This is a genomic window from Paenibacillus sp. EB106-06-01-XG199 (genome assembly GCF_058791575.1).
The window spans coordinates 248,240-272,743 of sequence record NZ_JBYTDQ010000003.1 but is presented as its reverse complement, the minus strand read 5'-3'; the positions used below and the strand labels follow the sequence as shown (position 1 = coordinate 272,743).

Below are 24,504 nucleotides of genomic sequence, written 5' to 3'. Positions count from 1 at the left end.
TATGGCTAACGACTGGCTTTTATTGTTTCCCGAAAAAGTAAGGGCGCTGCTGAGAGGACTTCCTGTTCATTTGCTGGACAAGGTGGAGGAAATCCGGGTCCGCGAAGGGCGTCCGCTGGAGATCAACTATTCCGGCAAATATCATTTCCTCACCGGCGACGGCAGTCTGACCCAAAGACCCGAAGAAGCGTACAAGCCAAGCCGAGAGGACACTCACCGGCTGCTTGACCTGATCAGCAATCATTCGCTCTATACGATGGAAGAAGAACTGCGCAAGGGCTTTATCACCATCCCCGGCGGACATCGCATTGGACTTTCCGGCCGGACCGTCTTAAGCGGCGGCGGTGTGGAGCACTTGCGGGACATCACCGGCTTCAATGTCCGGATTGCCCGTGAGCTGCCCGGCATTGCCGACGGAATTCTGCCCTACCTGCTGGAAAGGGGGAGGCAGCGGGTCATGCACACGCTGATCCTCTCGCCGCCGCAGCATGGCAAGACTACACTGCTGCGCGATCTCGCCAGGCAGATCTCGACGGGGAGCCCAAGAGGGCGGGAGGGCAACCGGCCGGGACTGAAAGTCGGCATCGTCGACGAACGTTCGGAAATCGCCGGCAGCCGCCGCGGCATCCCGGCCTTTGACGTGGGTCCGCGTACGGACATCCTCGACGGCTGTCCTAAGGCGGAAGGCATGATGATGATGATCCGCTCCCTGTCGCCCGATGTGCTGGTCGCCGATGAAATCGGCCGTCCTGAGGATGCCGAAGCCGTCACCGAAGCGCTGCACGCCGGTATCTCGGTAGTGGCTTCGGCCCATGGCAAGGAAGTGTCCGAGCTGGCCCGGCGGCCCGGCCTTGGCGGACTGCTGGAACATCATATGTTCGAGCGTTATGTCATCCTGCACCGGACGGACGCCGGGCTGTCGTTCCGCATCCTGGACGGGCAGAAACGCGGGCTGCTGCTGGTCTCGCCTGAAGAGCGGCTGGGCGGTGACCGCCATGCTTAAGCTGTTCGGAGCCGTGCTGATCGTGCTGGCCGGTACGCTGGCCGGGTTCAAGCGGGCTGCGCAGTATGCTGACAGGCCCCGGCACATCAGAGGCCTTATCGCAGCGCTGCAGCGGCTGGAGACCGAGATTCTGTACGGCTTCACCCCGCTCCCGGAAGCGCTGTGCCGGATTGGGCTGCAGTCCAAGGATCCGCTGAGGGCGTTTTTTATGAGAGCGGCTGAAGAGATGAGCCCGCCACATGACCGCAGCGCCGAGGAAGCTATCCAGCGGGCGATGGATGCCCACTTCAAAACCGCCTCCCTGAAGGGAACGGAGCAGGAGATCCTCCGGCAGCTGAGCTGCACGCTCGGCACCAGCGACAGGTCGAATCAAAGCACGCATATCGCGCTGGCTTTGCAGCAATTGAAGCAGGAGGAGACAGTGGCCAGAGAAGATCAGGGCAAATATGAAAAAATGAGCAAAAGCCTGGGTCTGCTGCTTGGAGCATTGATCGTCATTTTGATCTTTTAGCGAGGTGCCAGGAATGAATATTGAAGTCAACGCGATCTTTCAGATTGCCGGCATCGGCATCATCATCGCCATGATTCACACGGTGCTCAAACAGATGGGTAAAGAGGACATCGCCCATTGGGTGACGATAGTCGGTTTCATCATTGTGCTGTTTATGGTGATCCGCATGCTGGACGGACTGCTCCAGGAAATTAAAACGATTTTTCTTTTTCAATAGGCAGCCTTATGGAAATCATTCAAGTGGTAGGAATAGGGCTCCTGTCAACGGTTCTGATCCTTGTTCTGAAGGAACAAAAGCCCATGTTCGCCTTTCTGCTGACGACTGCGGCAGGCATTCTGATTTTCCTGTTCCTGATCGGCAAGATCGGCACGATTCTGGGCACGCTCGAGCGGGTGGCGGAGTCCTCCGGGATGGAAATGATCTATCTCAAAACCGTATTCAAAATCATCGGAATTTCCTATATCGCGGAGTTCGGAGCACAGATTGTGCGTGATGCCGGACAGGAATCCATCGCCTCCAAAATCGAGCTGACCGGCAAGGTGCTGATCATGGTGCTTGCCGTACCGATCATCAGCATTATTATCGAAACGGTGATGAAGCTCCTGCCCGCCTGATCCGTGACACGTAGTAAAAAGAAGCCAGAGAAAGGCGGGAGGAAAGGATATGCGTCAACGCAGTATTTTTCGTCCGCCAAAACTAAAAATGCTGCTGCTGCTCCTGTTCTGCCTGCTGTTTCTGTGGTGTGCGGATACCGCCAAGGCTACAGCCGCTGCGCCAACCACTGCTCCAACTGCCTCACCAACGTCTCCACCCACCCAGGGAGGAACTTCCTCTCCAGTGGATCAGTGGGTGAAGGGGCAAATGCAAAGTCTGCCGACAGACAAGGTGGAGTCGTACTGGGACCAGCTGATGAAGGATTACGGAGGATTTTTTCCGGACGGGAAGACTCCTTCGCTGATGGATATGCTGCTGCCGGGGGAGAAGGGACTCAGCTTCAAAAGCGTGCTGACCGGACTGACCTCCTACATGTGGCACGAGGTGCTATACAACGGCAAGCTACTGGTGACGATCGTTATGGTCAGTGTGCTCAGCATGATTCTGGAGACGCTGCAGACCGCTTTTGAACGGAAATCAGTCAGTAAAATCGCCTATATGCTCTGTTACATGGTTGTGCTGGTCATCGCCGTCAACAGCTTCAATATCGCAATCGGTTATGCCAAGGATGCCATCGACCGGATGATCGATTTCATGATGGCGATGATCCCGCTGCTCTTCGCACTTTTGGCTTCGATGGGCAACATCGTTACGGTGTCGGTTACCCATCCGCTGATTGTTTTTATGATCCATGCGGTGGGCACGCTCATCCACACCGTCGTGTTCCCGCTGCTGTTCTTCTCGGCGGTGCTGCATCTGGTGAGCGCAATGTCCGAGAAATACAAGCTGACCCAGCTGGCCAATCTGCTGCGCAACATCGGAGCGGGAATGCTCGGCGTACTGCTGACCGTGTTCCTGGGCGTCATATCTGTCAGGGGGATTACCAGCTCGGTTACGGACGGAGTGACCATCCGTGCCGCCAAATATATTACGGGGAATTTCGTGCCGGTAATCGGCAAAATGTTCGCGGACGCCACCGATACGGTGATCTCGGCCTCACTGCTGGTGAAGAATGCCATCGGGTTGTCGGGCGTCATTATCATCCTCTTCCTTTGTGCTTTTCCGGCGATCAAAATCCTGGTTCTCGCGCTGATCTACAATGTGGCCGCAGCAGTCATGCAGCCGCTGGGCGAGACACCGATTGTAACCTGCCTGCAGACGATCGGCAAAAGCATGATTTATGTATTCGCGGCGCTGGCCGCCGTATCACTGATGTTCTTCCTGGCCGTCACGATCATGCTGACAGCCGGCAATGTCACCGTCATGATGAGGTGAACAGGGAACAGCTTCAAAGCGGTTTTTTCTCCAAAGTAAGTATTATCGAAGCGAGTACTGCGATGCAGTCCTAACAAAACTTGTAGGAGGTAGACAATGACCTGGTTGGGCGGATGGCTGCGGGAGCTCATTCTGGTGGTGCTGATGGCCGCCTTCGTGGAAATGCTGCTTCCGAGCAAGTCGATGGAGCGTTATGCCAGGCTGGTGCTCAGTCTGCTGGTCCTGCTTACTATGCTGAGCCCGATTGTCTCTTTTCTGAAAGGAGATGCTGCAGCAGAGCTGAGTGTGGCGATGGTGCAGCAGGAGAAACACGGCGGTCTTTTGTCCGGTGCAGGTGACGGAGCAGACTCGCTGGAGAAAATCCTGGCGGACGGGCGGATGCTGGCTGCAGGAGCGAAGGAACAAAGTCTGAAGCTGGCCGCCGAAGAGGTGGCTGGGCAGATGAGAGACCAGATTGCCGGCAGCACAGGGGTAGGCGGGGCGAAAGTCACCGTAACACTGGGGATGGGCAAGGCTCCGGGGGAGGGCGGCGGTGAAGAGGTTCCGTTAATCTCTTCGGTGACCGTCTCCCTGCCGGCAGCGGCCGGACTGGAGGCTGGGGGTACAGGTGCGGAATTAGACAATGGCGCAGACACAGCAGAGCCGATCATCATCCAGCCTGTGGAACCTGTGCAGGTTAGCCTGGGCGGTGAAGAGGGAGAGGCGGCTGAGGTTGGAACAGAAGCCGGGACATCGGTTGAAGACAGCTCCAGTGCAACTACCGATGAGGAATTGATCATCAAGCTGCTGGAGCAGAACTGGAATTTAGAACGCGGTGCAATTCATATTCAAGGCGGTAAAAACGGCGCCGAGAAATTATAGATATAGCTCTACCAATACGGCATACGCCGGCAACCGGAGGAGGGATAAGAAGTGGGCAATTGGCTGAAGAAACTGGAGCAATGGGCAGGGGGCGGGTCCGGCAGTCCGAAAAGGAGTCATACCTTCCGTTGGCTGATTATTTTGGGACTGCTGGGTGCGGCAATCATGCTGTTCAACTCCTTCGTGAACGTGAAAAAGCTGGACAGCGAGAACACTGGAAGAGAACCGCCGGTAAGCGAGAGTTCGCAGGCAACGCTGCAGCAAGGGGAATTGGGCACTCCCAATTCATTTGATGGCATTGAGCTGGCAATGGAGAACCGCACGAAAGAAATTCTGGAGAAAATCGTTGGTGTAGGCACGGTCGATATTATGGTCACTGTGGATTCTACTGAAGAAATTGTCGTGGTCCGGGATATGAACGATTCCCAGCAGCAGAGCGAAGAGACCGATGCCAACGGAGGCAAACGGCACACTACCCAATACACAAGGGATGGCGAGATCGTCACCTACAGCCAATCGGGCGACGAAACCCCGATTATAACCAAGCGGATAAAACCCCAGGTGCGCGGCGTTCTCGTCGTTGCCAAGGGAGCGGAGAACAAAGTCGTCCGGGGATTGATTGAAGAGGCTGTCGAGAAGGGTCTGAACGTGCCTAGCTACCGCATATCCGTAGTGCCGCGCAAGCAGGAGCAGTGATTGATTACATGTACAAACTTTGAGGAGGAATAAAAAATGAAGGGCAAAAGACAAACGATTTGGTTGGTATCCATGCTCAGCTTAATGGTTGTGCTATCCGCATACTATTTATTCACAGAGGACTCCGGGGCCTCGGTCCCCCAGGAAACAGCGGGAAGTATTCAAGTGGATAACCTCAAGGAAACTGGCGCGAATTCAACAGTACTGGATAACGGCTTGGTCATTAATGAAGTGGACACAAAGGACGCAGTTACTGCTGATGCCGGAACAACGGGTACTGCGGACGACAACACTGCCGTCGCTGCTGATGACAGCACCAATGACAGCACTGTCGCCGCGAAAGGTGACAACGATGATGCCGCAGTAAAAGATGACAGCACCCTGCCGGCGAATGCCAAAGGTGAAGACGCCGATAAGACAGCGGCCGCAAAGGACGACAAATCAAGCGATTCAAAAACTGCAGCTGCAGATACCTCCGCAGCAGCCGATAAAGATACTACAGCAGCTTCCACAGAGAAAACTCCAGCCAAGGGCGACGATGAAATTCTGGATGAGGTAGCCTCCCAGAGTGTTTCTGCAAGCAGCCTGTTCAACAACTACCTCTATGAACGCGAGCAGCAGAATCTGAAGAATTACAACGATTTGCTGGCCCTGATCAATGACATGGACAAAACCCCTGCCGAAAATGCAGTTGCCCATGAACAGCTGAACAAGCTTGAAGAAAAAGAAACCAAAATCACCGGAATTGAAGAGCAACTGCAGAAAAAATATGGTGAAGCCATTGTCAAAGAAGAATCCGGAGATGCTTACACCGTGGTGGTGCTGAGCGAGAAGCTGGATGTGAAGCAAGCAGTTGGAATCGTGGATCTTGTGATGAAGGAACTAAGCGTTTCCCAGGACAAGATCAGAGTCCAATATGTCAGCGAGCAATAATCAGCCTGTCGAAAACTAAAGAAAATGCCGAAAGAGCCCGGGTGCGCCCCGGGCTCTTTCCATTTCTATCGTTTGTGATATAATACATAAAGTTATCTTGACCGTATCAGAAGAGTGGCTTCGAGAGAAAGCTGAAGGAGTGAACTATTAAATGTTCAAGTTAAGCGAAATTAAGGAATTGATTAAATTGTTGGACCAAACCTCCTCCGTACACGAGCTGGAGATTGAAAGCGAAGGAATGAAGCTGGCTATTCGAAAACCGGATCGCCCTGAAGCTGATGGAACAGCAATACAGGCGACTCCTTATGGCTATCCCTTTACGCCGGCACCGCAGCCGCAAAGTCCGCAGCAAGTTGCACCTACGGCCGTTTATGAGATCCCTGCTGCACAGCAGCCGCCATCTTCACCCGCTGAAGGCGCATTACATAAAATTGTCTCACCGATGGTAGGGACTTTCTATAGTGCTGCTTCACCGGAAACCCCGTCTTTTGTTAATGTCGGCGACCGGGTCAGCGAGAAATCAACGGTTTGCATTATTGAAGCGATGAAGCTGATGAATGAGCTGGAGGCTGAAGTGCGCGGAGAGATCGTTTCCGTCCTTGCCGAGAATGGCCAGCTTGTGGAATACGGCCAGCCGCTGTTTCTGGTGAAACCGGAATAAAGCACGCAGAACTTGAGGAGCTTGCAAGCTTCGTTAAACTTTGGGAGGAAACGCATGAACATTCAAAAAGTGTTGATTGCCAACCGCGGCGAAATCGCGGTCCGCATTATTAGGGCCTGCCGTGAACTGGGCATTTCCACCGTGGCAGTCTATTCGGAGCCTGACCGGGATTCACTGCATGTCCGGCTGGCGGACGAAGCTTACTGCATCGGCCCGATGCTGTCGAAGGATAGTTATCTGAATTTTACAAATATTATGAGTGTGGCCACGCTTACTGAATGCGATGCCATTCATCCCGGCTACGGTTTTTTGGCTGAGAATGCCGATTTCGCAGAAATCTGCGGATCCTGCAATATTACCTTCATCGGACCGTCCCCCGACGCGATTACGCGTATGGGCGACAAGGCTGTAGCCAAGGAAACGATGAAGCTGGCTGGCGTGCCGATCATTCCCGGCTCTGACGGGCTGGTGGGCGATGTGGAGGAGGCTATTATGCTGGGCCGCGATATCGGCTATCCGATTATCGTTAAGGCTACCGCAGGCGGCGGAGGCAAGGGCATCCGCATTGCCGAGGATGAGGAATCACTCGTGAAGCAGATTACCGCCGCGCAGCAGGAAGCACAGAAGGCTTTCGGCAATGCAGGCGTATACCTGGAGAAATTCCTGACTGGCATGAAGCATGTGGAGATTCAGATCATTGCTGATAACCACGGCAATGTTGTCCATCTAGGCGAACGGGATTGCTCCGTACAGCGCCGCCGCCAGAAACTGGTGGAGGAAGCTCCATGCTCCGTACTTACGCCGGAGATCCGCGAAGCTATGGGCCAAGCAGCGGTGCGGGCCGCACTGGCGGTCAATTACTCTGGAGCGGGTACGCTGGAGTTTCTGCTGGGTCCGGACGGACAGTTTTATTTCATGGAGATGAATACACGGATTCAGGTTGAACACCCGGTAACGGAGATGGTTACGGGCGTTGACCTGATTAAGGAAATGATCTCTGTGGCTGAAGGGAACCCGCTGTCCTTTACACAGGAAGATATCGTGATTAACGGCTGGTCGATTGAATGCCGTATTAATGCAGAGGATCCGGAGCGTAACTTCATGCCTTCACCGGGAAAGATTGGCTTTTATCTGCCTCCGGGCGGACTGGGTGTACGTGTAGACAGCGCAGCTTATCCGGGATATACAATCTCACCTTTCTATGACTCGATGATTGCCAAATTGATTGTGTGGGCGCCTACGCGCCAGGAAGCGATTGCGAAGATGAAACGTGCGCTTGCTGAATTTGCTGTGGAAGGCATACATACTACAATTCCTTTCCATCAGAAACTGCTGGAGCACCCGGTGTTTCTGGACGGCAATTTCGATATCAAATTCCTCGAGGAGTATGAAATTTAGGACGGCTTCTCATTGTTTGTCATAAAGTTCGGCAAATGATATAGTATGTTTAATAAGAGACGTGCTTGGCGCTTGAAATTGTGAACAACTTTTTGATTGAAAGGTGTGAAGTCCAAAATGAGTACATTGCCGACGGAATTCGAACGTACGGAGATCGGTGAGATTCAGATCGCTCCTGAAGTGATCGAGGTTATCGCAGGTTTGGCAACCGTAGAAGTTAAAGGTGTGGCTGGCATGAGCGGCGGCTTTGCCGGAGGAATCGTGGAGCTTCTCGGACGCAAGAACCTGTCCAAGGGCGTTAAGGTAGAGGTTGGCCAACGTGAGGCGGCTGTAGATGTATCCGTCATTATTGAGTACGGCAACCGTCTCCCGGAAGTGGCTGGAGAAATTCAGCGCAACGTGAAACGTTCCATCGAGACAATGACAGGTCTGACTGTTGTGGAAGTAAATGTGCATATTCATGATGTGCAATTCAGAAACAATAACACTCCAGACAAGAGTGAAGATACAGACGCGGTTCTCCGCGTGAAATAAGGGCCAACGTTCTTCCATAAACCCCCGACAGCACCGTCGAGGGTTTACTCTAATTTAAGGAGGTTAAGTGACTCGTGGCAAAAATTTTGGACAGACTTCTGCTGTTTCTGTACAGCTTAAGTATCGGAATATTATCTGTAATTGCCATCCTCCTCTTAAGCGGCGCTATTCCGGATACGCTGGAGATTCCGGATGACCCTGCAGCGTATATAACTGTAATAGCCGTGGCTGTTATCCTGTTCTTGCTCAGCATCCGATTCTTCTACATCTCTTTGCGCCGGGACCGGGCCTCGCTGCCTTCGGTGGATCAGCGCACGGAGTACGGGGATATTCAGATCTCTATAGAGACCATTGAGAATCTGAGCCTCAAGGCTGCCGCTAAAGTAAAAGGGATCAGGGATTTGAAATCGCGCATTCGCGTTTCCCAGGCCGGTCTCGAAATTATGATCCGTGCAGTGGTGGACGGCGAGCATTCGCTTCCGCTGCTTACAACGGAAGTGCAGCGCCAGGTGCATGATTTCGTGCAGGAAACAACCGGAATTCCGGTTGCTGACGTTTCTGTATATATTGCCAACCTTACTCAGTCTCCAAGCTTCAAAAGTCGAGTGGAATAGAGGTGAGTTTCCCTATGTTCTGGAGAGAAGTATGGGAAAGTCACGGGGGGAGAATCGCCGGAGTCACCTTCGGCATCGTTCTCGGATTGATTTATTTGATTAGCGGTTTTTGGGATATGCTGTTCTTTGCACTGGTAGTGTTCATCGGATATACGTTCGGCAAAAGAAAGGATACCGCGCAGGGTCCCCTGTTTCAGTGGCAGGAGCTCGTAGCGCGGCTGTCCGGACGCTGGCGTCCCTTCAAGTGAACCGCTATAGTCTTTCTCCCGGAGCTGGAACCCGTTCGTTAGAGTTGCCTGTTTTGCCGGAAGAAGGGCTGTGCGGTTTTTTTTCTGGAGCAGGGCGGTAATCGGCTGGAACGTTGCAGGATTGCCCGCAGCAGTATCTCAATTCCCTCTGGCTAGCAGTTGAGATTAGGCTACAGGTTTATTTAACTAACGTAAAATGAAGTTTTGCGCTTGTTTAATTGCATTTTGTACATTTAAAATTGCAGTATTGGTCCGCAAAGCTTGTTTAGGGATAGAATTTGCTTGATTTAGCTTAAAATAATTGTATGAAATGCAACGCGACAGGCTGGTGTGGAAACACGGCAGTGTAATATAAAATGCAAGATTAGATTGTAGGAGGAAACACATGAAAAGACGTTTAGCGAGAGAGATTATTGTCCAAAGCCTGTACCAGATGGAAATGAATGACGTAGACAGTGCGGAAGCCGTGGAGATGCTGATTGAGGAAGCTTCGGAAGAGAATGAGACTGAACGTGTCATTACAGATGAAATTGAATTGAAGGCGTATGTCGTTGAGCACGTAAATGGCGTATGGGAGCATAAGGTTGCGATCGACGATATGCTTGAGCATTATCTTAAAGGCTGGCAGATGAGCCGGCTGTCGCGGGTGGACCGTCAGATTCTGCGCCTGGCCACGTTCGAAATGGTGTTTGGCAATGATGTGCCGGCTAAGGTTGCCGTCAATGAGGCGATTGATCTGGCCAAGCACTTCGGTACGGACGATTCCGGCAAGTTCGTCAATGGTGTTCTCGGCAAGATGATTCAGGAGATTGATACGCTCAAAGCAGACCTTTAAAGTATTCTATTTATATCTTAATCAGACAAAAGGGGAGAGACTTACATGACAGCAGCAATCATCAGCGGTAAACAGGTATCCGACGAAATTCGTATCGACATTGCCCGGGAAGTTACCGGACTGGCCGAACGCGGCGTGAAGCCCGGTCTTGCTGTCGTTCTTGTCGGTGAAGATGCGGCTTCTCAGGTGTATGTCCGCAATAAAGAGAAATCCAGCACCCAGCTTGGCTTCCATTCGGAAGTTCACAGGCTGGATGCCTCCACTTCCCAGGAAGAGCTTCTGAAGCTGGTGGCAGAGCTGAACAGCCGTGATGATATTGACGGTATTCTGGTTCAGCTGCCGCTTCCGAAGCATATTGAAGAGAAGGCAGTCATTGACGCTATATCTGTGGAGAAAGATGTTGACGGCTTCCATCCTATCAATGTCGGCAATCTGGTCATCGGCGATGACAGCCTGCTTCCTTGTACGCCTGCCGGAGTCATCGAACTGATTAAACGTACCGGCACTGAATTGTCGGGCAAACATGCTGTAGTCATCGGGCGCAGCAATATCGTCGGCAAACCGGTCTCACTGCTGCTGCAGCGTGAGAATGCAACGGTAACAATGTGCCATTCGCGCACCGCGAACATTGTTGAGCTTAGCCGCCAGGCAGACATTTTGGTGGTAGCCATCGGCCGGGCTAACTTCATTGACGGATCTTATGTTAAGCCGGGAGCTGTTGTGATTGACGTCGGGATGAACCGTTTGGATAACGGCAAGCTTGCCGGTGATGTCGATTATGAGAGTGCCAAGGAAGTTGCCGGATACATTACACCAGTACCGGGTGGAGTGGGGCCAATGACGATCACCATGCTGATGAGCAACACGCTGATAGCGGCCAAACGCCGCCGCGGCCTGGAATAGGTCAGGGCTCATGGCGGCAGAACGGCAAGTCTACTCGATAAAGGATCTTAACCGTTACATCCGCATGAAGCTCGATTCCGACAACCTGCTGTCCGATGTGTGGATTCGCGGTGAAATCTCGAATTTCACCCATCACGGCAGCGGGCATATGTATTTCACGCTGAAGGATGAGAGCAGCCGGATCAAGGCGATAATGTTCGCTTCGCATAACCAGCGCCTGCCCTTTGTCCCGAAGGAAGGCACCAAGGTTATTGCCAGAGGCAATGTAACCGTATATGAACGGGACGGGCAGTATCAGTTCTATGCTACGCATATGCAGCCTGACGGGATCGGCAGTCTGTACATGGCTTACGAGCAGCTTAAGCGCAAGCTGGAGCAGGAGGGGCTGTTCGCGGCCGCACGCAAACGGCCGCTGCCGCGGTTCCCGCGCTGTATCGGGGTTGTGACTTCTCCTACAGGCGCGGCGGTTAGGGATATTGTGATTACGCTGCAGCGGCGTTTTCCGCAGGTGGCGATTGTGCTCTATCCCGTGCTTGTCCAGGGCAAAGGTGCAGGCCCTTCCATTGTGAAGGCCATTGAAACCTTAAATGACATGGGCGAGGCCGATGTGCTGATCGTCGGCCGGGGCGGCGGCTCACTGGAGGAGCTATGGGCCTTCAACGAAGAAGCTGTCGCCCGGGCCATCGCGGCGTCAAGCATTCCGGTCATCTCGGCCGTCGGCCACGAGACCGACTTTACGATCGCCGATTTCGCCGCCGACCTGCGGGCGGCGACGCCTACGGCCGCCGCAGAGCTGGCCGTGCCGAGTGCGGCCGAACTGGCCGCGCAGCTGCGCACGGCTGAGCAGCGGCTGCGCCAGGGCCTGCTGCGCCGCTCCCAACGCGGCGGCGAGCGCCTGGCTTCGCTGCAGCGCTCGCTGGCGCTGGTCGGCCCGCGCCGCCAGCTGGCCCAGCACGCGCAGCGGCTGGATATGCTCCGCACGGCGCTCACACGCGCAGCGGAGACCCGGAACCGCCGTGCGCGTGAGCGCCAGGCGGTGCTGCACCACAGCCTGCAGCGGTTCCATCCGCTGGGCAGTGTCAGCGCTGCCCGCCAGCAGGCGGAGAGCATGACCCGCCAGCTGGCGGGGGCCATGCAGGCGCGCCTGCAGGACAAGCGCTCACGGTATGTGTCGGAGCTGCGCCATCTGGATGCGCTCAGCCCGCTCAAGGTCATGTCGCGGGGCTACAGCCTCGTCTACGATGAACAGGAACAGCATTTAATCAAATCGCTTAAGGAAGTTGAGCTTGGCGATGTAGTGAATATAAAGCTCAGTGACGGACAGCTAAGCTGCCAGGTATGGGGAATGAAGGAGGATGGCAAAGACGATGACGAAGGAAGCGGAACTGGATTTTGAAGGAGCCATGGAGCGGCTGGAGGAAATCGTACGTGAGCTTGAGCACGGCGACGTTCCCCTGGAGAAAGCTATAGATTTGTTTCAGCAGGGCATGAAGCTCTCGCAGCTGTGCGGCAGCAAGCTGGAACAAGTGGAACGTAAGATTGAGATGATTACCCTGGAGGATGGGGAGCTGCGCAAAAAACCGTTCGGTGCCCGCCTGGAAGGGGATGCCGATGAGCCGCTTTGAGCATGACTTGGAGACAAGCGCTGCCGGCAAGGCGCAGCAACCGCCGCTGAAGGATTACATTGCCGAAGTCTGCGAACGGGTTGCGGCTGAGATGGAGCGGACGCTTCCGGCAGCCTGGACAGTCCCCGTCCACTTGAAGGAAGCGATGGACTATTCGCTGCAGGCCGGAGGCAAGCGCCTCCGCCCGCTGCTCGTCATCGCTGCCTGTGAAGCGCTGGGAGGCAGCCGCGAGGCGGCTCTGCCGGTAGCAGCGGCCATTGAGATGGTGCATACGTATTCGCTGATTCACGACGATTTGCCGGCCATGGATAATGATGATTACCGGCGCGGCAAATTGACGAATCACAAAGTATTCGGTGAAGCGACGGCAATTTTGGCCGGCGATGCGCTTTTGACGCATGCGTTCTACAGCGTGGTACAGGCTTCCCGCCGCCATGGCATTCCTGCGGAGCAGGTGCTGTCCATCGTGGAGGACCTGGCCGAAATGGCCGGTCCGCGCGGCATGGTCGGCGGCCAGGTTGCCGATATGGAGGGTGAGCAGGGGCTGACCGATCTGAAACAGCTGCAGTACATTCATCTTCATAAGACTGGCGATCTTATCGTTTTCTCGCTGCTGGCGGGCGGACGGATCGCCGGAGCCGATAAGAAGCAGCTGGAGGCGCTCCGTGAGTTCGGCACCCATATCGGGCTGGCTTTTCAGGTGCAGGATGATATTCTGGATCTGGTCGGCGACGAAGGCAAACTCGGCAAAAAGACAGGCAGCGACATCAAGCAGCAAAAGGTGACCTACCCGTATTTCATCGGGCTGGAATCCTCGCGCGAAGAGGTGAAACGCCTAACAGACGCTGCCCGGAGCGCGGTGCTTGAGGGCGGATTTGCCGACAATACACGGCTGCTTGAAATCGCGGGGTATTTAATGGCTCGCGATCATTAGAAAAATTTAGGGAGCGGCTGTGTTACGACAGCCGTTTCGTTTGTGTTATAATGGGTTTTATATATTTTACAACATCTAGGAAAGCGGGGAATACTCGTGCTGCTTCCACAAATAAATGATCCGGAGCAACTTAAATCCTTGTCAACCGAGGAGCTGGCTACCCTTGCGGAGGAAATCCGCCGGTTTCTGATCGAGAAGCTTACTGTAACCGGCGGGCACCTCGGATCCAACCTGGGGGTAGTGGAGCTTACACTGGCTTTGCACTATTGCTATGACAGTCCCCGGGACAAAATGATATACGACGTAGGGCATCAGGCTTATGTGCATAAGATACTGACCGGCCGCCAGGACCGGTTTGACACGCTGCGCAAGCGTGATGGGCTATGCGGCTTTGTAAAGCGTTCTGAAAGCGAGCATGACGTATGGGAAGCCGGGCACAGCAGCACCTCTTTGTCAGCTGCGATGGGTATGGCTATGGCCCGTGATTTGAAGGGCGAAGACAACAAGGTAATTGCTGTGATCGGCGATGGCGCGCTCACCGGCGGGATGGCTTTTGAAGCCTTGAACCATATCGGTCATGAGAAACGCAAGCTGATGGTCATACTGAACGACAACGAAATGTCCATTGCTCCCAACGTCGGGGCGATGCACAATTATTTGAGCAAAATCCGTTCCGACCGCCATTACCTCCGGGCCAAAGATGAAGTTGAAAGATCCCTCAAGAAGATTCCGGCGATCGGCGGCAAGCTGGCCAAGACCGTTGAGAAGATCAAGGACAGTCTTAAATATATGATGGTTCCCGGAGTGCTGTTTGAAGAACTGGGCTTTACCTATCTTGGGCCGGTAGACGGGCATGATCTGGAGAAGCTGGTTGATACCTTCCATCAGGCGGATAATGTGTCCGGACCTGTGCTGGTGCATGTGCTGACCACTAAGGGCAAAGGTTATAAACCGGCTGAAACCGATTACTATAAGTCGCATGCCATTTCTCCTTACAAGATTGAGTCTGGACAGTCCCTTAAGGCTGTGGGCAATCCGATGTACACTGAAGTCTTCGGGCAGACGCTGATTGAACTAGGTCATGAGGACAAGCGCCTCATTGCCGTTACCCCGGCGATGCCTGGAGGTTCGGGTTTATTCCCGTTTGCCAAGGAATTTCCAGATCGGATGATTGATGTCGGGATCGCCGAGCAGCATGCGGCAACACTCTGTGCGGCACTTGCAATGGAAGGCATGAAGCCGGTATTTGCCGTGTATTCGACCTTTATGCAGCGGGCGTACGATCAAATCGTTCACGATATCTGCCGGCATAACGCCAACGTAATGTTCGCGATTGACCGTGCCGGTTTCGTCGGCGCTGACGGCGAGACGCATCAAGGGGTGTATGACATCGCCTTTATGCGCCATATTCCGAATCTGGTCATGATGATGCCGAAGGATGAGAATGAGCTGCGCCATATGATGAAGACGGCGCTGGAGTACAACGACGGTCCGATTGCCTACCGTTATCCGCGGATTGACGGAACCGGAGTTCAACTGGACGCCGAGCTGCGCAGCCTGCCTATCGGCTCTTGGGAGCGTCTGCGCCCGGGTGACGATTATGCGGTGCTTGCCTGCGGACCGATGGTCCAGGTAGCAGAGGAAGCGGCGGAGATTCTGAAGCGTGAAGGCATTCAGGTAGGTGTTGTGAATGCGCGGTTCCTGAAGCCGCTCGACAACTCCATGCTGCTTGAGCTTGCCCATGCCGCAACCAGCATGGTAGTGCTGGAGGAAGCCAGCCAGGCCGGTTCTCTGGGCAGTGCTGTGCTTGAATTTTATGCCGAACATGAAATTTATGATGCCCGCGTTCACTTAATGGGTGTGCCGGATCTGTTTATTGAACATGGCTCGATTAAAGAGCAGCGCCAGGAGACGGGACTTACCGTGGAAGCGCTGTGCGGACGTATAAAGGCAATGAAGGCTTCAAGCAAATATACTTACAAGACGACTTCTACTTCCTGAATGAAGGAAGCTGAACTTGGGAGCCCAATGATCGGGAGATGAACATGGAACACCCTAAAGAACGTATAGATGTACTGTTAGTTGAACAAGGCTTTTATGAAAGCCGCGAGAAGGCCAAGGCTGCCATTATGGCCGGCCTGGTGCTTGCGGATGAAGAACGGATCGAGAAGGCGGGCATGAAGGTATCGCGCGGTGCAACCCTGAAGGTCAAGGGTGCTGTCCATCCTTATGTCAGCCGCGGGGGACTGAAGCTGGAGAAGGCGCTCCGCCAGTTTGGTATCGAACTGACCGGGAGAATAATGCTGGATATTGGCGCTTCTACCGGAGGGTTCACCGATTGCGCGCTGCAGAATGGTGCAAGCCATGTCTATGCGATTGACGTCGGTTATAACCAGCTGGATTGGGGTCTGCGCAATGATGAGCGGGTCAGCGTGATGGAACGGACCAACTTCCGCTACATGACGCCGCCTGATCTGATCGGACCGGTGCCAGATTTTGCAAGCATAGATGTCTCTTTTATCTCGCTCAAAATTATTCTCCCGCCGCTCAAAGCGCTGGTTAACCGCCCTGCGGACATCGCCGCACTCATCAAGCCGCAGTTCGAGGCTGGCCGTGAAAAGGTAGGCAAATCAGGAGTGGTGCGTGATCCTGCCGTTCATAAAGAGGTGCTGGTGAATGTGCTGACTATGGCTTCAGAGCTGGGCTACCGGCTGGAAGGGCTGACATTCTCACCGATTACTGGCGGAGAAGGAAATATCGAATTTCTGGCCCATTGGAAGCTGCTGCCGGAAGCTGTGGAAACAGCATCGGTGGCGGACCCGGGGACTTCGTTTGCAGAGCTTGCTGATGCCGTAATTAAGGAAGCGGCGGCGACATTTACTGCCAATACCACTGGAAACTCATCGAAGAAACGATGAGTTTCTTTTGCTAGTTCAGCAACAAATAACCAAGTGCTCAGTACGGCAAGCAGGATTTCAGCGATCCTCAAGCGAATAAATCACCGAGGTGATTGCTTTGGTGAGCTCTGATAAAGTGGTTATGATACTCATTGGAGTGGCGGTATCGATCTTCCTGATTTACCGGATATTTATATGGCTGCAGAGCTCTCCGCGTTCGTTCATCAAGGACCGGCTGCCCCTCAATAAAGACATTCTGCCCCATCCTGCCATAGATCTGCTGGAGGCGGCTGGATATGAGGTGATTGGTGGCAAACTGAAGATTCCGCTATCCTTTCAGGTGGACGGGTCTCCAATGTACAGCAGGCTTTTCATTGACTACGTTGCCAGTAAAGAAGAGGACAATTTTTACCTGGTGATTTTATCCCGCCCGCGCAAAGGGCTGGAGTTTACCGGCAGCGGCCTGCGGGATACCCTGCTGCCTTATCTGCTGATTTATCCCGAATGCAGTGGTGTTCTGTATGTTAACACGTCTGCTTCGGCCATACATCTCATCAAACTTGGTAAAGATGATGGGGAATCGAATTAATGTTCACTTTTTAAATACGGGAGGCAATAATGAAGGGACATAGGCATATCAAGATACGTGAAATTATTACACAGAGGGATATTGAAACGCAGGATGATCTGGTGGAAGCATTGCGCGACGCCGGTTTCCAGGTCACTCAGGCTACGGTATCGCGTGACATCAAGGAACTGCTGCTAATCAAGGTTCCGATGGATGACGGCAGATACAAATATTCTCTTCCGACCGACCAGCGCTACAACCCGATTCAGAAGCTGAAGCGCGTGCTGGTGGACAACTTTGTTCATATTGATTTCTCCGCCAACCTTGTGGTGATGAAATGTCTTCCGGGTACTGCCAATTCAGTAGCAGCTCTGATCGACAATATTGATTGGCCGCAAATTATGGGCACCATTTCCGGTGACGACACTATTCTGATTATTTGCCGTCAGCCGGAGGACAGCAAAGATGTTATTTCGCAAATTATGGGTTACATCTCTTAATTTAAAAAACTCAGTGATCATCTTTTCGGAGGTGTTGTATTCGTGTTAGAAACCTTGTCGATCCGCAATCTTGCCGTTGTTGAAGCAGTGGATGTGCATTTTTATCCCGGTTTTCATGTGCTTACAGGGGAAACCGGGGCAGGTAAATCGATTATTATAGATGCGCTTGGACTTATTGCAGGCGGACGCGGATCAGCGGATTCGATCCGCTACGGCTGTGAGAAGGCAGAAATGGAAGCATTATTCAGCTTACCCGCCAGCCATCCGGTATGGGAAACCCTAGATCGTCTTGGCATTGGAGCCGACCGGGAGGAGCATCTGGTTATCCGCCGTGAAATCACCTCCCTTGGCAAAAGCACCTCGCGGGTCAACGGGCAAATGGTGAATCTCAGCATGCTGCGTGAGATCGGCGAACAGCTGGTCAATATTCACGGGCAGCATGAGCACCAGAACCTGCTGAAGGCAGATCGTCACCTGGGATTGCTGGATACATACGGAGATGCCGTGATCGGCCCTCTTAAGGCTGATTATCAAGAGAAATATTCCGCTTTTGCCAAAGTAGAGAAAGAACTGCGGGAGCTGCAGGAATCAAGCCAGAAGGCTTACCAAATGCTCGATTTGTACCGCTTTCAATTAGAGGAAATTTCTTCTGCAGGATTAAAACCCGGAGAAGATGAATTACTTGCTGAAGAAAGGGTCAAACTATCCCACAGCGAGAAAATGATGGATTCCGTATCCGGCGCATACGAGCTGCTGTATGACAGGCAGGGATTGGAATCAATTGGTAACGTGATCTCGAAGCTGGAGGACGCGGTGCGTTATGATGAAAAGGGTCTCCGGGCTGTGCTTGATCAGCTGCAGTCTTCTTATTATCAGCTTGAGGATGCGGCGTTCCAGCTGCGTGACTACCGTGAGGAAATCGAGTTCAATCCGGTCAGGCTGGAGGAAATTGAAAACCGTCTGGATCAGATTACCGGCCTGCGCCGCAAATACGGGGAAAGTGTAGAGCAGATTCTGGCTTATTATGAGCAGATTGAACGGGAAACCGACCTTCTGGAGAATAAAGACGAATATATAGAGAAGCTGACCGTGAAGCGCGATGGATTGCTAAACGTTCTAATGGAGGCAGCCGGGAAGCTCAGCGTCGCGCGCAGCCAATGTGCGGTGGATCTGTCTACCCAGGTTGAAGGTGAACTGAAGGATCTGCAGATGGAACGGACTTCGCTGCAGGTCAAGCTGGAACCTCTGGAGGACCCCCGGGGTATCGAACATCAGGGGCGGCGTTACCGTCTGACCCGACAGGGAATCGACAGCGCCGAATTTATGATCTCCCCGAACCCGGGAGAACCGCTGAGACCGCTGGGCAAGATTGCCTCCGGCGGTGAGCTGTCGCGGATTATGCTGGCGATGAAGAGCATATTTGCGCGGACCGATGCGATTCCGGTTCTTATCTTTGATGAAGTGGATACCGGTGTCAGCGGCCGGGCTGCCCAGTCCATAGCGGATAAGCTGTTCAGGTTGTCATCTTCTTGCCAGGTCTTTTCAATTACGCATTTACCACAGGTGGCCTGCATGGCCGATCATCAGTATTTAATTCGCAAAAAAGTCGAGGACGGACGCACGATGACCGAAGTGGAGTCCCTCTCAGCGGAAGGCCGGGTGATGGAGCTGGCCCGGATGCTGGGCGGTGTGGAAATTACCGAAAAAACATTGCATCACGCACAGGAGATGCTTGGTCTGGCCGAGGCCAGCAAAGCAGCTTTAGGCTAAGCGGGACAATGATTGACAGTAATAAAAGCCTGGGGGCAAGGTTATCTTATAGGTACGCAATTGGCGACCACCTTTTTCGTCAAGCGAAAGAAGCAAAAGGGAGCGTGACAGCCATTGAAGCCGAACCTCAGGAAGTTAATGCCCGGCCTTTTATTTGCCTTCTTTCTCAGCATGTCAGGAATGACGGGATCTCTCCAGGCCTATGCATCACCCCTGGATATTCCGCCTGACACGCCGGTACAAGGAATTGACAGGGAGCTGAAAGTCATCCCTGGAGGCCAGACGATTGGCGTCAAAGTGAAGTCAGCAGGTGTTCTGGTTGTGGGCCATCATCTTATTGAAGTATCCGAGCAGTCCAAGCTTTCACCTGGAGAGAACAGCGGCCTTATGCCGGGTGATCTGATGATCTCGATTGACGGGAACAAACTGGACGAGGTATCTAAGGTAGCCAAGCTTGTGGAGCGTGCAGGAATGGCAAATGAGCCGCTGACCATCGTGTACAAACGTGACGGGAAAGAACAAACAGCGAAGCTGAAGCCTGCTTATGACCGTAATGACAAGGTATGGAGATTGGGGCTGTACATCCGCGATTCAGCAGCCGGTGTCGGCACCTTAACGTTCTATGCTCCTGAGCAGGGCGTATATGGCGCTCTGGGCCATGTCATTACGGACATGAATACCGGAACACCGATTGTCGTCGGCAGCGGTCACATCGTCCAGTCCAGTGTGACCTCAATCTCCAAGAGCCAGGACGGCGATCCCGGCGAGAAACGTGCTGTATTTCTAAAGGAGAGCCAAGTGCTTGGCAATGTTCAAAGCAATACGGACTTCGGGATCTTTGGCAAAATGACCCGCAATCCGGAGCACAGCCTGTATAAGCAGCCGATACCGATTGCCATGAGCAGTGAAGTCAAGGAAGGGCCCGCGCAAATTCTTACGGTTGTTGACGGACAGCAGGTCGAGCGGTTCAATGTGGAGATCATCCATGTTGCCCAGCAGCAGTCCCCGGCAACCAAAGGTCTGGTGCTGCGCATTACAGATCCCCGTCTGATCGACAAAACCGGAGGAATCGTTCAAGGCATGAGCGGCAGTCCGATTGTGCAGAATGGACGTTTAATCGGCGCAGTGACCCATGTATTCGTCAATGACCCGAAGTCAGGGTATGGCTGCTTCATCGAATGGATGCTGAAGGACTCTGGTGTGGCTCAGCAGAGCAATATTGCTCCCTACAATCTTAAGGCGGTTTAGCCTTAAGATTTTTTTGTCGAAGCCAAGCGAGAAAGATCGAAATATGAAACAAAATATTTAATTATAATCCAACGCCGAAAAAAAATAAAGAAAAATAATTTTCGACAGAAGGATATTTGATTAGCATGTCGAAAATGTAAGGGAGACAATAAATGTTATTTTCGAATAGCAGATATAAATAAGGAGGAAGCAGCCAGTGCAGAATATTGAAGTGTTGTTGGCCGATGATAACAGGGAATTTACGAACTTGCTTGCTGAATACATTACGGAACAGGAAGACATGACCGTTACAGGCATAGCCTATAATGGTGAAGAAGTGCTTCAAATGCTTAGCGGGGCACGTAAAGTTCCGGATGTGCTTATTCTTGATATCATCATGCCGCATTTAGATGGACTTGGCGTCCTGGAACGCCTGCGTGATATGGATTTGAATCCGCAACCGAAGATCATTATGCTGACTGCTTTTGGGCAGGAGAACATCACTCAAAGAGCTGTGCAGCTTGGCGCGTCCTATTATATTCTTAAGCCGTTTGATATGGAGGTTCTGGCGAATCGTGTGCGTCAGCTTGTCGGTACCCAAGGCAGTATGAGCTCCTCCTCCAGCATGTCCAATTATTCCGGCTCCAGAAATAACAACAATGTTGTGCCACTCTCCAAAGGCAAAAATCTGGATGCCAACATTACCTCAATCATTCATGAAATCGGCGTTCCAGCCCATATTAAGGGTTACCAATATTTACGGGAAGCCATTACGATGGTGTACAACAATATCGAAATCCTCGGTGCTATCACCAAGACACTATATCCGGCCATCGCTGAGAAATTCAAGACCACACCTTCACGCGTAGAGCGCGCGATCCGTCATGCCATTGAAGTGGCTTGGACCCGCGGCAACATCGACAGCATCTCCCACCTGTTCGGCTATACCATTAATATCTCCAAATCCAAGCCGACTAACTCAGAATTTATTGCCATGGTAGCTGACAAGCTGCGGATTGAGCATAAGGTTTCTTGAAGGGGTTAGGAGCAGTGAGCGTGAGCAGTAAGGGAGGTTTATGATTTTCTAGCGCAAGAGCTATTCAGAAATGAATGCAGTAAAAAGACACTGAGATCCTATTCATCAGTGTCTTTCTTCTTGTAAATATTTCATTCCAGAAGGTTGTAGTTTAAAGCAACTTAATCAGCTCTTCCAGCTCATCAACCAATACTTTTGCAAGTTCAAAATCAGTATCTTTTAAAGCCAATTCTATTTTCATTTCAATTGATTTTTTCTTTTGTTCAGTTTCTAAATAGTCTCTATCAAAATGACTAGCATAAATCATCTTTCTGAATTTTCGCATACTCATTTTTCTAATCGTCTTATCGGCAAGGATTAAAACATAATCCATACCATTTACCACAGAATAGAAATCATGAGAAATCATGAGAATCGCACCTTTATAGTCTTCAATGGCTTTCTCCAGTGCTATTTGTGTATAGGTGTCTAAATGGCTTGTCGGTTCATCAAGAAGCAATACGTTTGCTTTACTGGCAGAAACTTTAGCCAATTGAAGCATATTTTTTTCTCCACCAGATAAAGATTCTATCTTTTGATTAACGATTTCTCCTTCAAAGCCATAGTTTGAAATATACGATCTTATCTCATCATAAGTTTTAAACCCGTCATCGATGAATTCTTCCAGTATTGTATTAGAATCCTTTAGTATTTCGCTTTGAAGCTGAGATAAATAAGCCATTTTAACATCCGCGTTTATTTCAATTGAATCATGATTATTTTTAAAGATTTCTCGGAGTAAAGTCGTCTTCCCAGTTCCGTTTGAACCGATAAGGGCTACTTTATCAGTTGATTTTATCTCAAAGTTAACATTTTCTAAAAGCAATTCATCAAAGGAAACACTATAATTATTGACATTTACAACAACGGTGTCTTCAATTTCATTATCAATACCTAAACTGATATTCGGTTGCTTAATATCTACGAATGGCGCTTTAATTCTACGCGCTTCCAATCTCTCTTGAAACCTAACTCTAGCTTTTAAAGCTCTCCCTCTAGATGCTTCTGAATTATAGGTTGCGATAACTCTAAGATTATTGATGATGTTCTCGTTTCTCTCAATTTCTTCATGCTCAGCGACCGTGAGCTCCTGTAACTCAATTTTAGTTTGAAGTAATGAGAAGTTATAATCAATATATCGCCCATTAAACTCTTGGATCTCCATGTTTTCAAGGTGTATAATTTTGTTGAAACAATGATTCAATAGATATCGGTTGTGCGTAACAACTAGCAGCATTCCTTTGTGGGAATTAATAAGATTTTTAAGCGCATTTAGGTTTTCAAAGTCTAAAAATACATCTGGTTCGTCCATAATCATTAAGTCTGGACTACTAAGCATTTCCTTCATCACTTGAATAAGTTTGAATTCGCCGCCACTCAGGTCGGATACCCTAAGATCTTTTAGCTTCATGAGGTTTGCTAGATTTAGTTTCTTTTTAATATTGCTTTCAAAATCATCCCCGCCAATTGAATCAAATGCGTCTAAAGCTAATTGATACTTTTCTAGTAACGAATCAATATCCGATGATGTTTCCATTTCAGTGCAAATAGATTTTATTTCATTTTGTATCTTAATAAATTCTTCTCCTACATATTCAAAAACTGTTGTTTCTTTAGATTTGTCCAGTTGCGAGAACTGACTTACATACCCAATTGTGCAAGCCTGTTCCATCTCTAACATGCCATCGAAAATATATCTTTCTGGGTCCATCAGTATATCTATCAGTGTACTTTTTCCACTGCCACTTGTTCCTATAAAAGCGCAATGTTGTGCCTCTTCTAACGTAAATGAAATATTTTTATAGAGTTCTTTTTGCGGAAATGAAAAGGATAAGTTATCAACTTTTATCATAGTATTACCTTTCTTTATAACTAAAATAGTGAATATTAATAGAGGTATTGAAGATTTGAGTTTACCGTTGATAGAGTAACACTGTTTACAACCAACTTCAATCATTTCGCGATCATGCTTGAATAATATTTTCATTGAGAGAGGAAGTTATATATTGAATTTGAAGAAAATTAATTCTTTAACAAAGTACCCAAGCATTCTTACCTATCATCAATTAGGTGAACGGGGCCGCTTAAATGATGTATTAACGGAGTCCAAAGGCTTCTCAGAATCAGACGATGTTTTTGTTTACGAAAAAGTAGATGGTGAAAATTCAAGAATCATTCTATTTAAAAATGATTATAACGAAGTTGATTATCTAATTGGTTCCAGAGAAGAATTGTTATATGCAAAAGGAGACAGAATCGGTAATCCTTACGGGAACATTGCAGAATTCCTTAAACCGTTAGCAGAGAAAGTAACAGCAGATATCTTTTCACAGGGGGACTGGGCATTAACCGTAATTTATCAGGAATCTTATGGAGGAAAAACTAAAGCATCTAAGAACTATTCTGACAGAAGAACTCAAGGGTATCGTGTATTTGACGTGTTCTCCTTGGATAAGGATGAATTAATTAGATTACTAGAATTATCGCAGGAGAAAATTGCGGAGTGGCGAGATCATGGTAATCAGCCGTTTTATGATGAAATTGAGAAGAAGAGATTTGTAGAGCGCATGGATTTGCAGTCCGCACCCCTTCTGGAAACCATCAAGGGTTCGCAATTTCCAACTTCTCTTGAGAATACATATTCTTACTTAACAAGGTTCGAAAATACGCAAGTGGGGATCGAAGCAACAGGCAAATCAGAAGGAATCATTGTTAGAACAACTGACCGTAAACAAATTAGAAAGATCCGTTTCGAAGATTATGAACGAACGTTTAGATAAT

General features: G+C 50.8%; 27 protein-coding genes. 26 read left to right on the top strand and 1 reads right to left on the bottom strand.

What is annotated here, in order from left to right; genetic code table 11:
• Position 1: 1 nt before the first annotated feature.
• From spoIIIAA to spo0A, 25 genes are all read left to right on the top strand, one after another.
• Positions 2–1,003 (top strand): stage III sporulation protein AA, encoded by a 1,002-nt coding sequence (spoIIIAA, locus tag AC3WT9_RS12080; RefSeq protein ID WP_341097731.1) that lies wholly within the window; start codon positions 2–4, stop codon positions 1,001–1,003.
• Positions 996–1,514: a stage III sporulation protein SpoIIIAB gene (spoIIIAB, locus tag AC3WT9_RS12075; RefSeq protein WP_492407609.1), complete on the top strand. Its 519-nt coding sequence runs from the start codon at positions 996–998 to the stop codon at positions 1,512–1,514. Before spoIIIAA ends, spoIIIAB begins: the two co-directional genes overlap by 8 nt.
• Before the next feature lie 13 nt (positions 1,515–1,527).
• A complete protein-coding gene (spoIIIAC, locus tag AC3WT9_RS12070) occupies positions 1,528–1,731 on the top strand; it encodes a stage III sporulation protein AC (protein ID WP_020426549.1) in 204 nt (67 codons plus the stop codon).
• A gap of 8 nt (positions 1,732–1,739) precedes the next feature.
• Positions 1,740–2,129, top strand: coding sequence for a stage III sporulation protein AD (spoIIIAD, locus tag AC3WT9_RS12065; protein ID WP_038594936.1), 390 nt, complete (start codon positions 1,740–1,742; stop codon positions 2,127–2,129).
• Positions 2,130–2,178: 49 nt separating this feature from the next.
• Positions 2,179–3,444 carry a stage III sporulation protein AE gene (gene spoIIIAE / locus AC3WT9_RS12060; RefSeq protein ID WP_341094785.1) on the top strand — a complete coding sequence of 422 codons (1,266 nt, stop codon included), beginning with the start codon at positions 2,179–2,181 and terminating at the stop codon, positions 3,442–3,444.
• A gap of 96 nt (positions 3,445–3,540) precedes the next feature.
• Positions 3,541–4,305 carry a stage III sporulation protein AF gene (gene spoIIIAF, locus AC3WT9_RS12055; RefSeq protein ID WP_492407608.1) on the top strand — a complete coding sequence of 255 codons (765 nt, stop codon included), beginning with the start codon at positions 3,541–3,543 and terminating at the stop codon, positions 4,303–4,305.
• A 51-nt stretch (positions 4,306–4,356) separates the two neighbouring features.
• Entirely contained in the window at positions 4,357–5,001 is a 645-nt protein-coding gene (gene spoIIIAG, locus AC3WT9_RS12050) for a stage III sporulation protein AG (protein ID WP_492407607.1), read from the top strand.
• Positions 5,002–5,037: 36 nt separating this feature from the next.
• Complete coding sequence (locus AC3WT9_RS12045) at positions 5,038–5,934, top strand: SpoIIIAH-like family protein (RefSeq protein ID WP_341379204.1); 897 nt, start codon at positions 5,038–5,040, stop codon at positions 5,932–5,934.
• A 151-nt stretch (positions 5,935–6,085) separates the two neighbouring features.
• Positions 6,086–6,595 carry an acetyl-CoA carboxylase biotin carboxyl carrier protein gene (gene accB, locus AC3WT9_RS12040; protein ID WP_341094780.1) on the top strand — a complete coding sequence of 170 codons (510 nt, stop codon included), beginning with the start codon at positions 6,086–6,088 and terminating at the stop codon, positions 6,593–6,595.
• A gap of 54 nt (positions 6,596–6,649) precedes the next feature.
• A complete protein-coding gene (accC, locus tag AC3WT9_RS12035; RefSeq protein WP_038594931.1) occupies positions 6,650–7,993 on the top strand; it encodes an acetyl-CoA carboxylase biotin carboxylase subunit in 1,344 nt (447 codons plus the stop codon).
• A gap of 117 nt (positions 7,994–8,110) precedes the next feature.
• Positions 8,111–8,527, top strand: coding sequence for an Asp23/Gls24 family envelope stress response protein (locus AC3WT9_RS12030; RefSeq protein ID WP_341094779.1), 417 nt, complete (start codon positions 8,111–8,113; stop codon positions 8,525–8,527).
• 74 nt (positions 8,528–8,601) lie between these two features.
• Positions 8,602–9,141, top strand: coding sequence for an alkaline shock response membrane anchor protein AmaP (gene amaP, locus AC3WT9_RS12025; protein WP_341094777.1), 540 nt, complete (start codon positions 8,602–8,604; stop codon positions 9,139–9,141).
• Between the two features lie 14 nt (positions 9,142–9,155).
• Positions 9,156–9,389, top strand: a complete 234-nt coding sequence (locus tag AC3WT9_RS12020; protein WP_038594928.1) for a DUF2273 domain-containing protein — start codon at positions 9,156–9,158, stop codon at positions 9,387–9,389.
• A gap of 385 nt (positions 9,390–9,774) precedes the next feature.
• Entirely contained in the window at positions 9,775–10,224 is a 450-nt protein-coding gene (gene nusB, locus AC3WT9_RS12015; protein WP_340897300.1) for a transcription antitermination factor NusB, read from the top strand.
• 45 nt (positions 10,225–10,269) lie between these two features.
• Positions 10,270–11,127, top strand: a complete 858-nt coding sequence (folD, locus tag AC3WT9_RS12010) for a bifunctional methylenetetrahydrofolate dehydrogenase/methenyltetrahydrofolate cyclohydrolase FolD (protein ID WP_492407606.1) — start codon at positions 10,270–10,272, stop codon at positions 11,125–11,127.
• Positions 11,128–11,137: 10 nt separating this feature from the next.
• Entirely contained in the window at positions 11,138–12,523 is a 1,386-nt protein-coding gene (gene xseA / locus AC3WT9_RS12005) for an exodeoxyribonuclease VII large subunit (protein WP_038594925.1), read from the top strand.
• A complete protein-coding gene (xseB, locus tag AC3WT9_RS12000; RefSeq protein WP_038594924.1) occupies positions 12,495–12,752 on the top strand; it encodes an exodeoxyribonuclease VII small subunit in 258 nt (85 codons plus the stop codon). Before xseA ends, xseB begins: the two co-directional genes overlap by 29 nt.
• Positions 12,739–13,686 carry a polyprenyl synthetase family protein gene (locus tag AC3WT9_RS11995; RefSeq protein ID WP_341094774.1) on the top strand — a complete coding sequence of 316 codons (948 nt, stop codon included), beginning with the start codon at positions 12,739–12,741 and terminating at the stop codon, positions 13,684–13,686. Before xseB ends, AC3WT9_RS11995 begins: the two co-directional genes overlap by 14 nt.
• Positions 13,687–13,782: 96 nt before the next feature.
• Positions 13,783–15,687 carry a 1-deoxy-D-xylulose-5-phosphate synthase gene (gene dxs / locus AC3WT9_RS11990; protein ID WP_341094771.1) on the top strand — a complete coding sequence of 635 codons (1,905 nt, stop codon included), beginning with the start codon at positions 13,783–13,785 and terminating at the stop codon, positions 15,685–15,687.
• A 44-nt stretch (positions 15,688–15,731) separates the two neighbouring features.
• Positions 15,732–16,604, top strand: a complete 873-nt coding sequence (locus AC3WT9_RS11985; RefSeq protein ID WP_492407605.1) for a TlyA family RNA methyltransferase — start codon at positions 15,732–15,734, stop codon at positions 16,602–16,604.
• 100 nt (positions 16,605–16,704) lie between these two features.
• Positions 16,705–17,172 (top strand): hypothetical protein, encoded by a 468-nt coding sequence (locus tag AC3WT9_RS11980; RefSeq protein ID WP_341094767.1) that lies wholly within the window; start codon positions 16,705–16,707, stop codon positions 17,170–17,172.
• 29 nt (positions 17,173–17,201) lie between these two features.
• A complete protein-coding gene (gene ahrC, locus AC3WT9_RS11975; protein ID WP_341379201.1) occupies positions 17,202–17,651 on the top strand; it encodes a transcriptional regulator AhrC/ArgR in 450 nt (149 codons plus the stop codon).
• A gap of 42 nt (positions 17,652–17,693) precedes the next feature.
• The gene (gene recN / locus AC3WT9_RS11970; RefSeq protein ID WP_492407604.1) at positions 17,694–19,421 is read left to right on the top strand and encodes a DNA repair protein RecN; all 1,728 of its coding nucleotides are present in this window, start codon (positions 17,694–17,696) and stop codon (positions 19,419–19,421) included.
• 171 nt (positions 19,422–19,592) lie between these two features.
• On the top strand, positions 19,593–20,669 hold the full coding sequence (gene spoIVB / locus AC3WT9_RS11965) for a SpoIVB peptidase (RefSeq protein ID WP_341094761.1): 1,077 nt from the start codon (positions 19,593–19,595) through the stop codon (positions 20,667–20,669).
• A 196-nt stretch (positions 20,670–20,865) separates the two neighbouring features.
• Complete coding sequence (gene spo0A, locus AC3WT9_RS11960) at positions 20,866–21,684, top strand: sporulation transcription factor Spo0A (protein ID WP_076108893.1); 819 nt, start codon at positions 20,866–20,868, stop codon at positions 21,682–21,684.
• Positions 21,685–21,835: 151 nt separating this feature from the next.
• Here spo0A and AC3WT9_RS11955 read toward each other — a convergent pair whose 3' ends face one another.
• A complete protein-coding gene (locus AC3WT9_RS11955) occupies positions 21,836–23,575 on the bottom strand; it encodes an ATP-binding cassette domain-containing protein (protein ID WP_492407703.1) in 1,740 nt (579 codons plus the stop codon).
• Between the two features lie 154 nt (positions 23,576–23,729).
• On the opposite strand from AC3WT9_RS11955, the gene AC3WT9_RS11950 reads away from it, so the two are divergent.
• A complete protein-coding gene (locus tag AC3WT9_RS11950; RefSeq protein ID WP_341094757.1) occupies positions 23,730–24,503 on the top strand; it encodes an RNA ligase family protein in 774 nt (257 codons plus the stop codon).
• Position 24,504 lies beyond the last annotated feature (1 nt).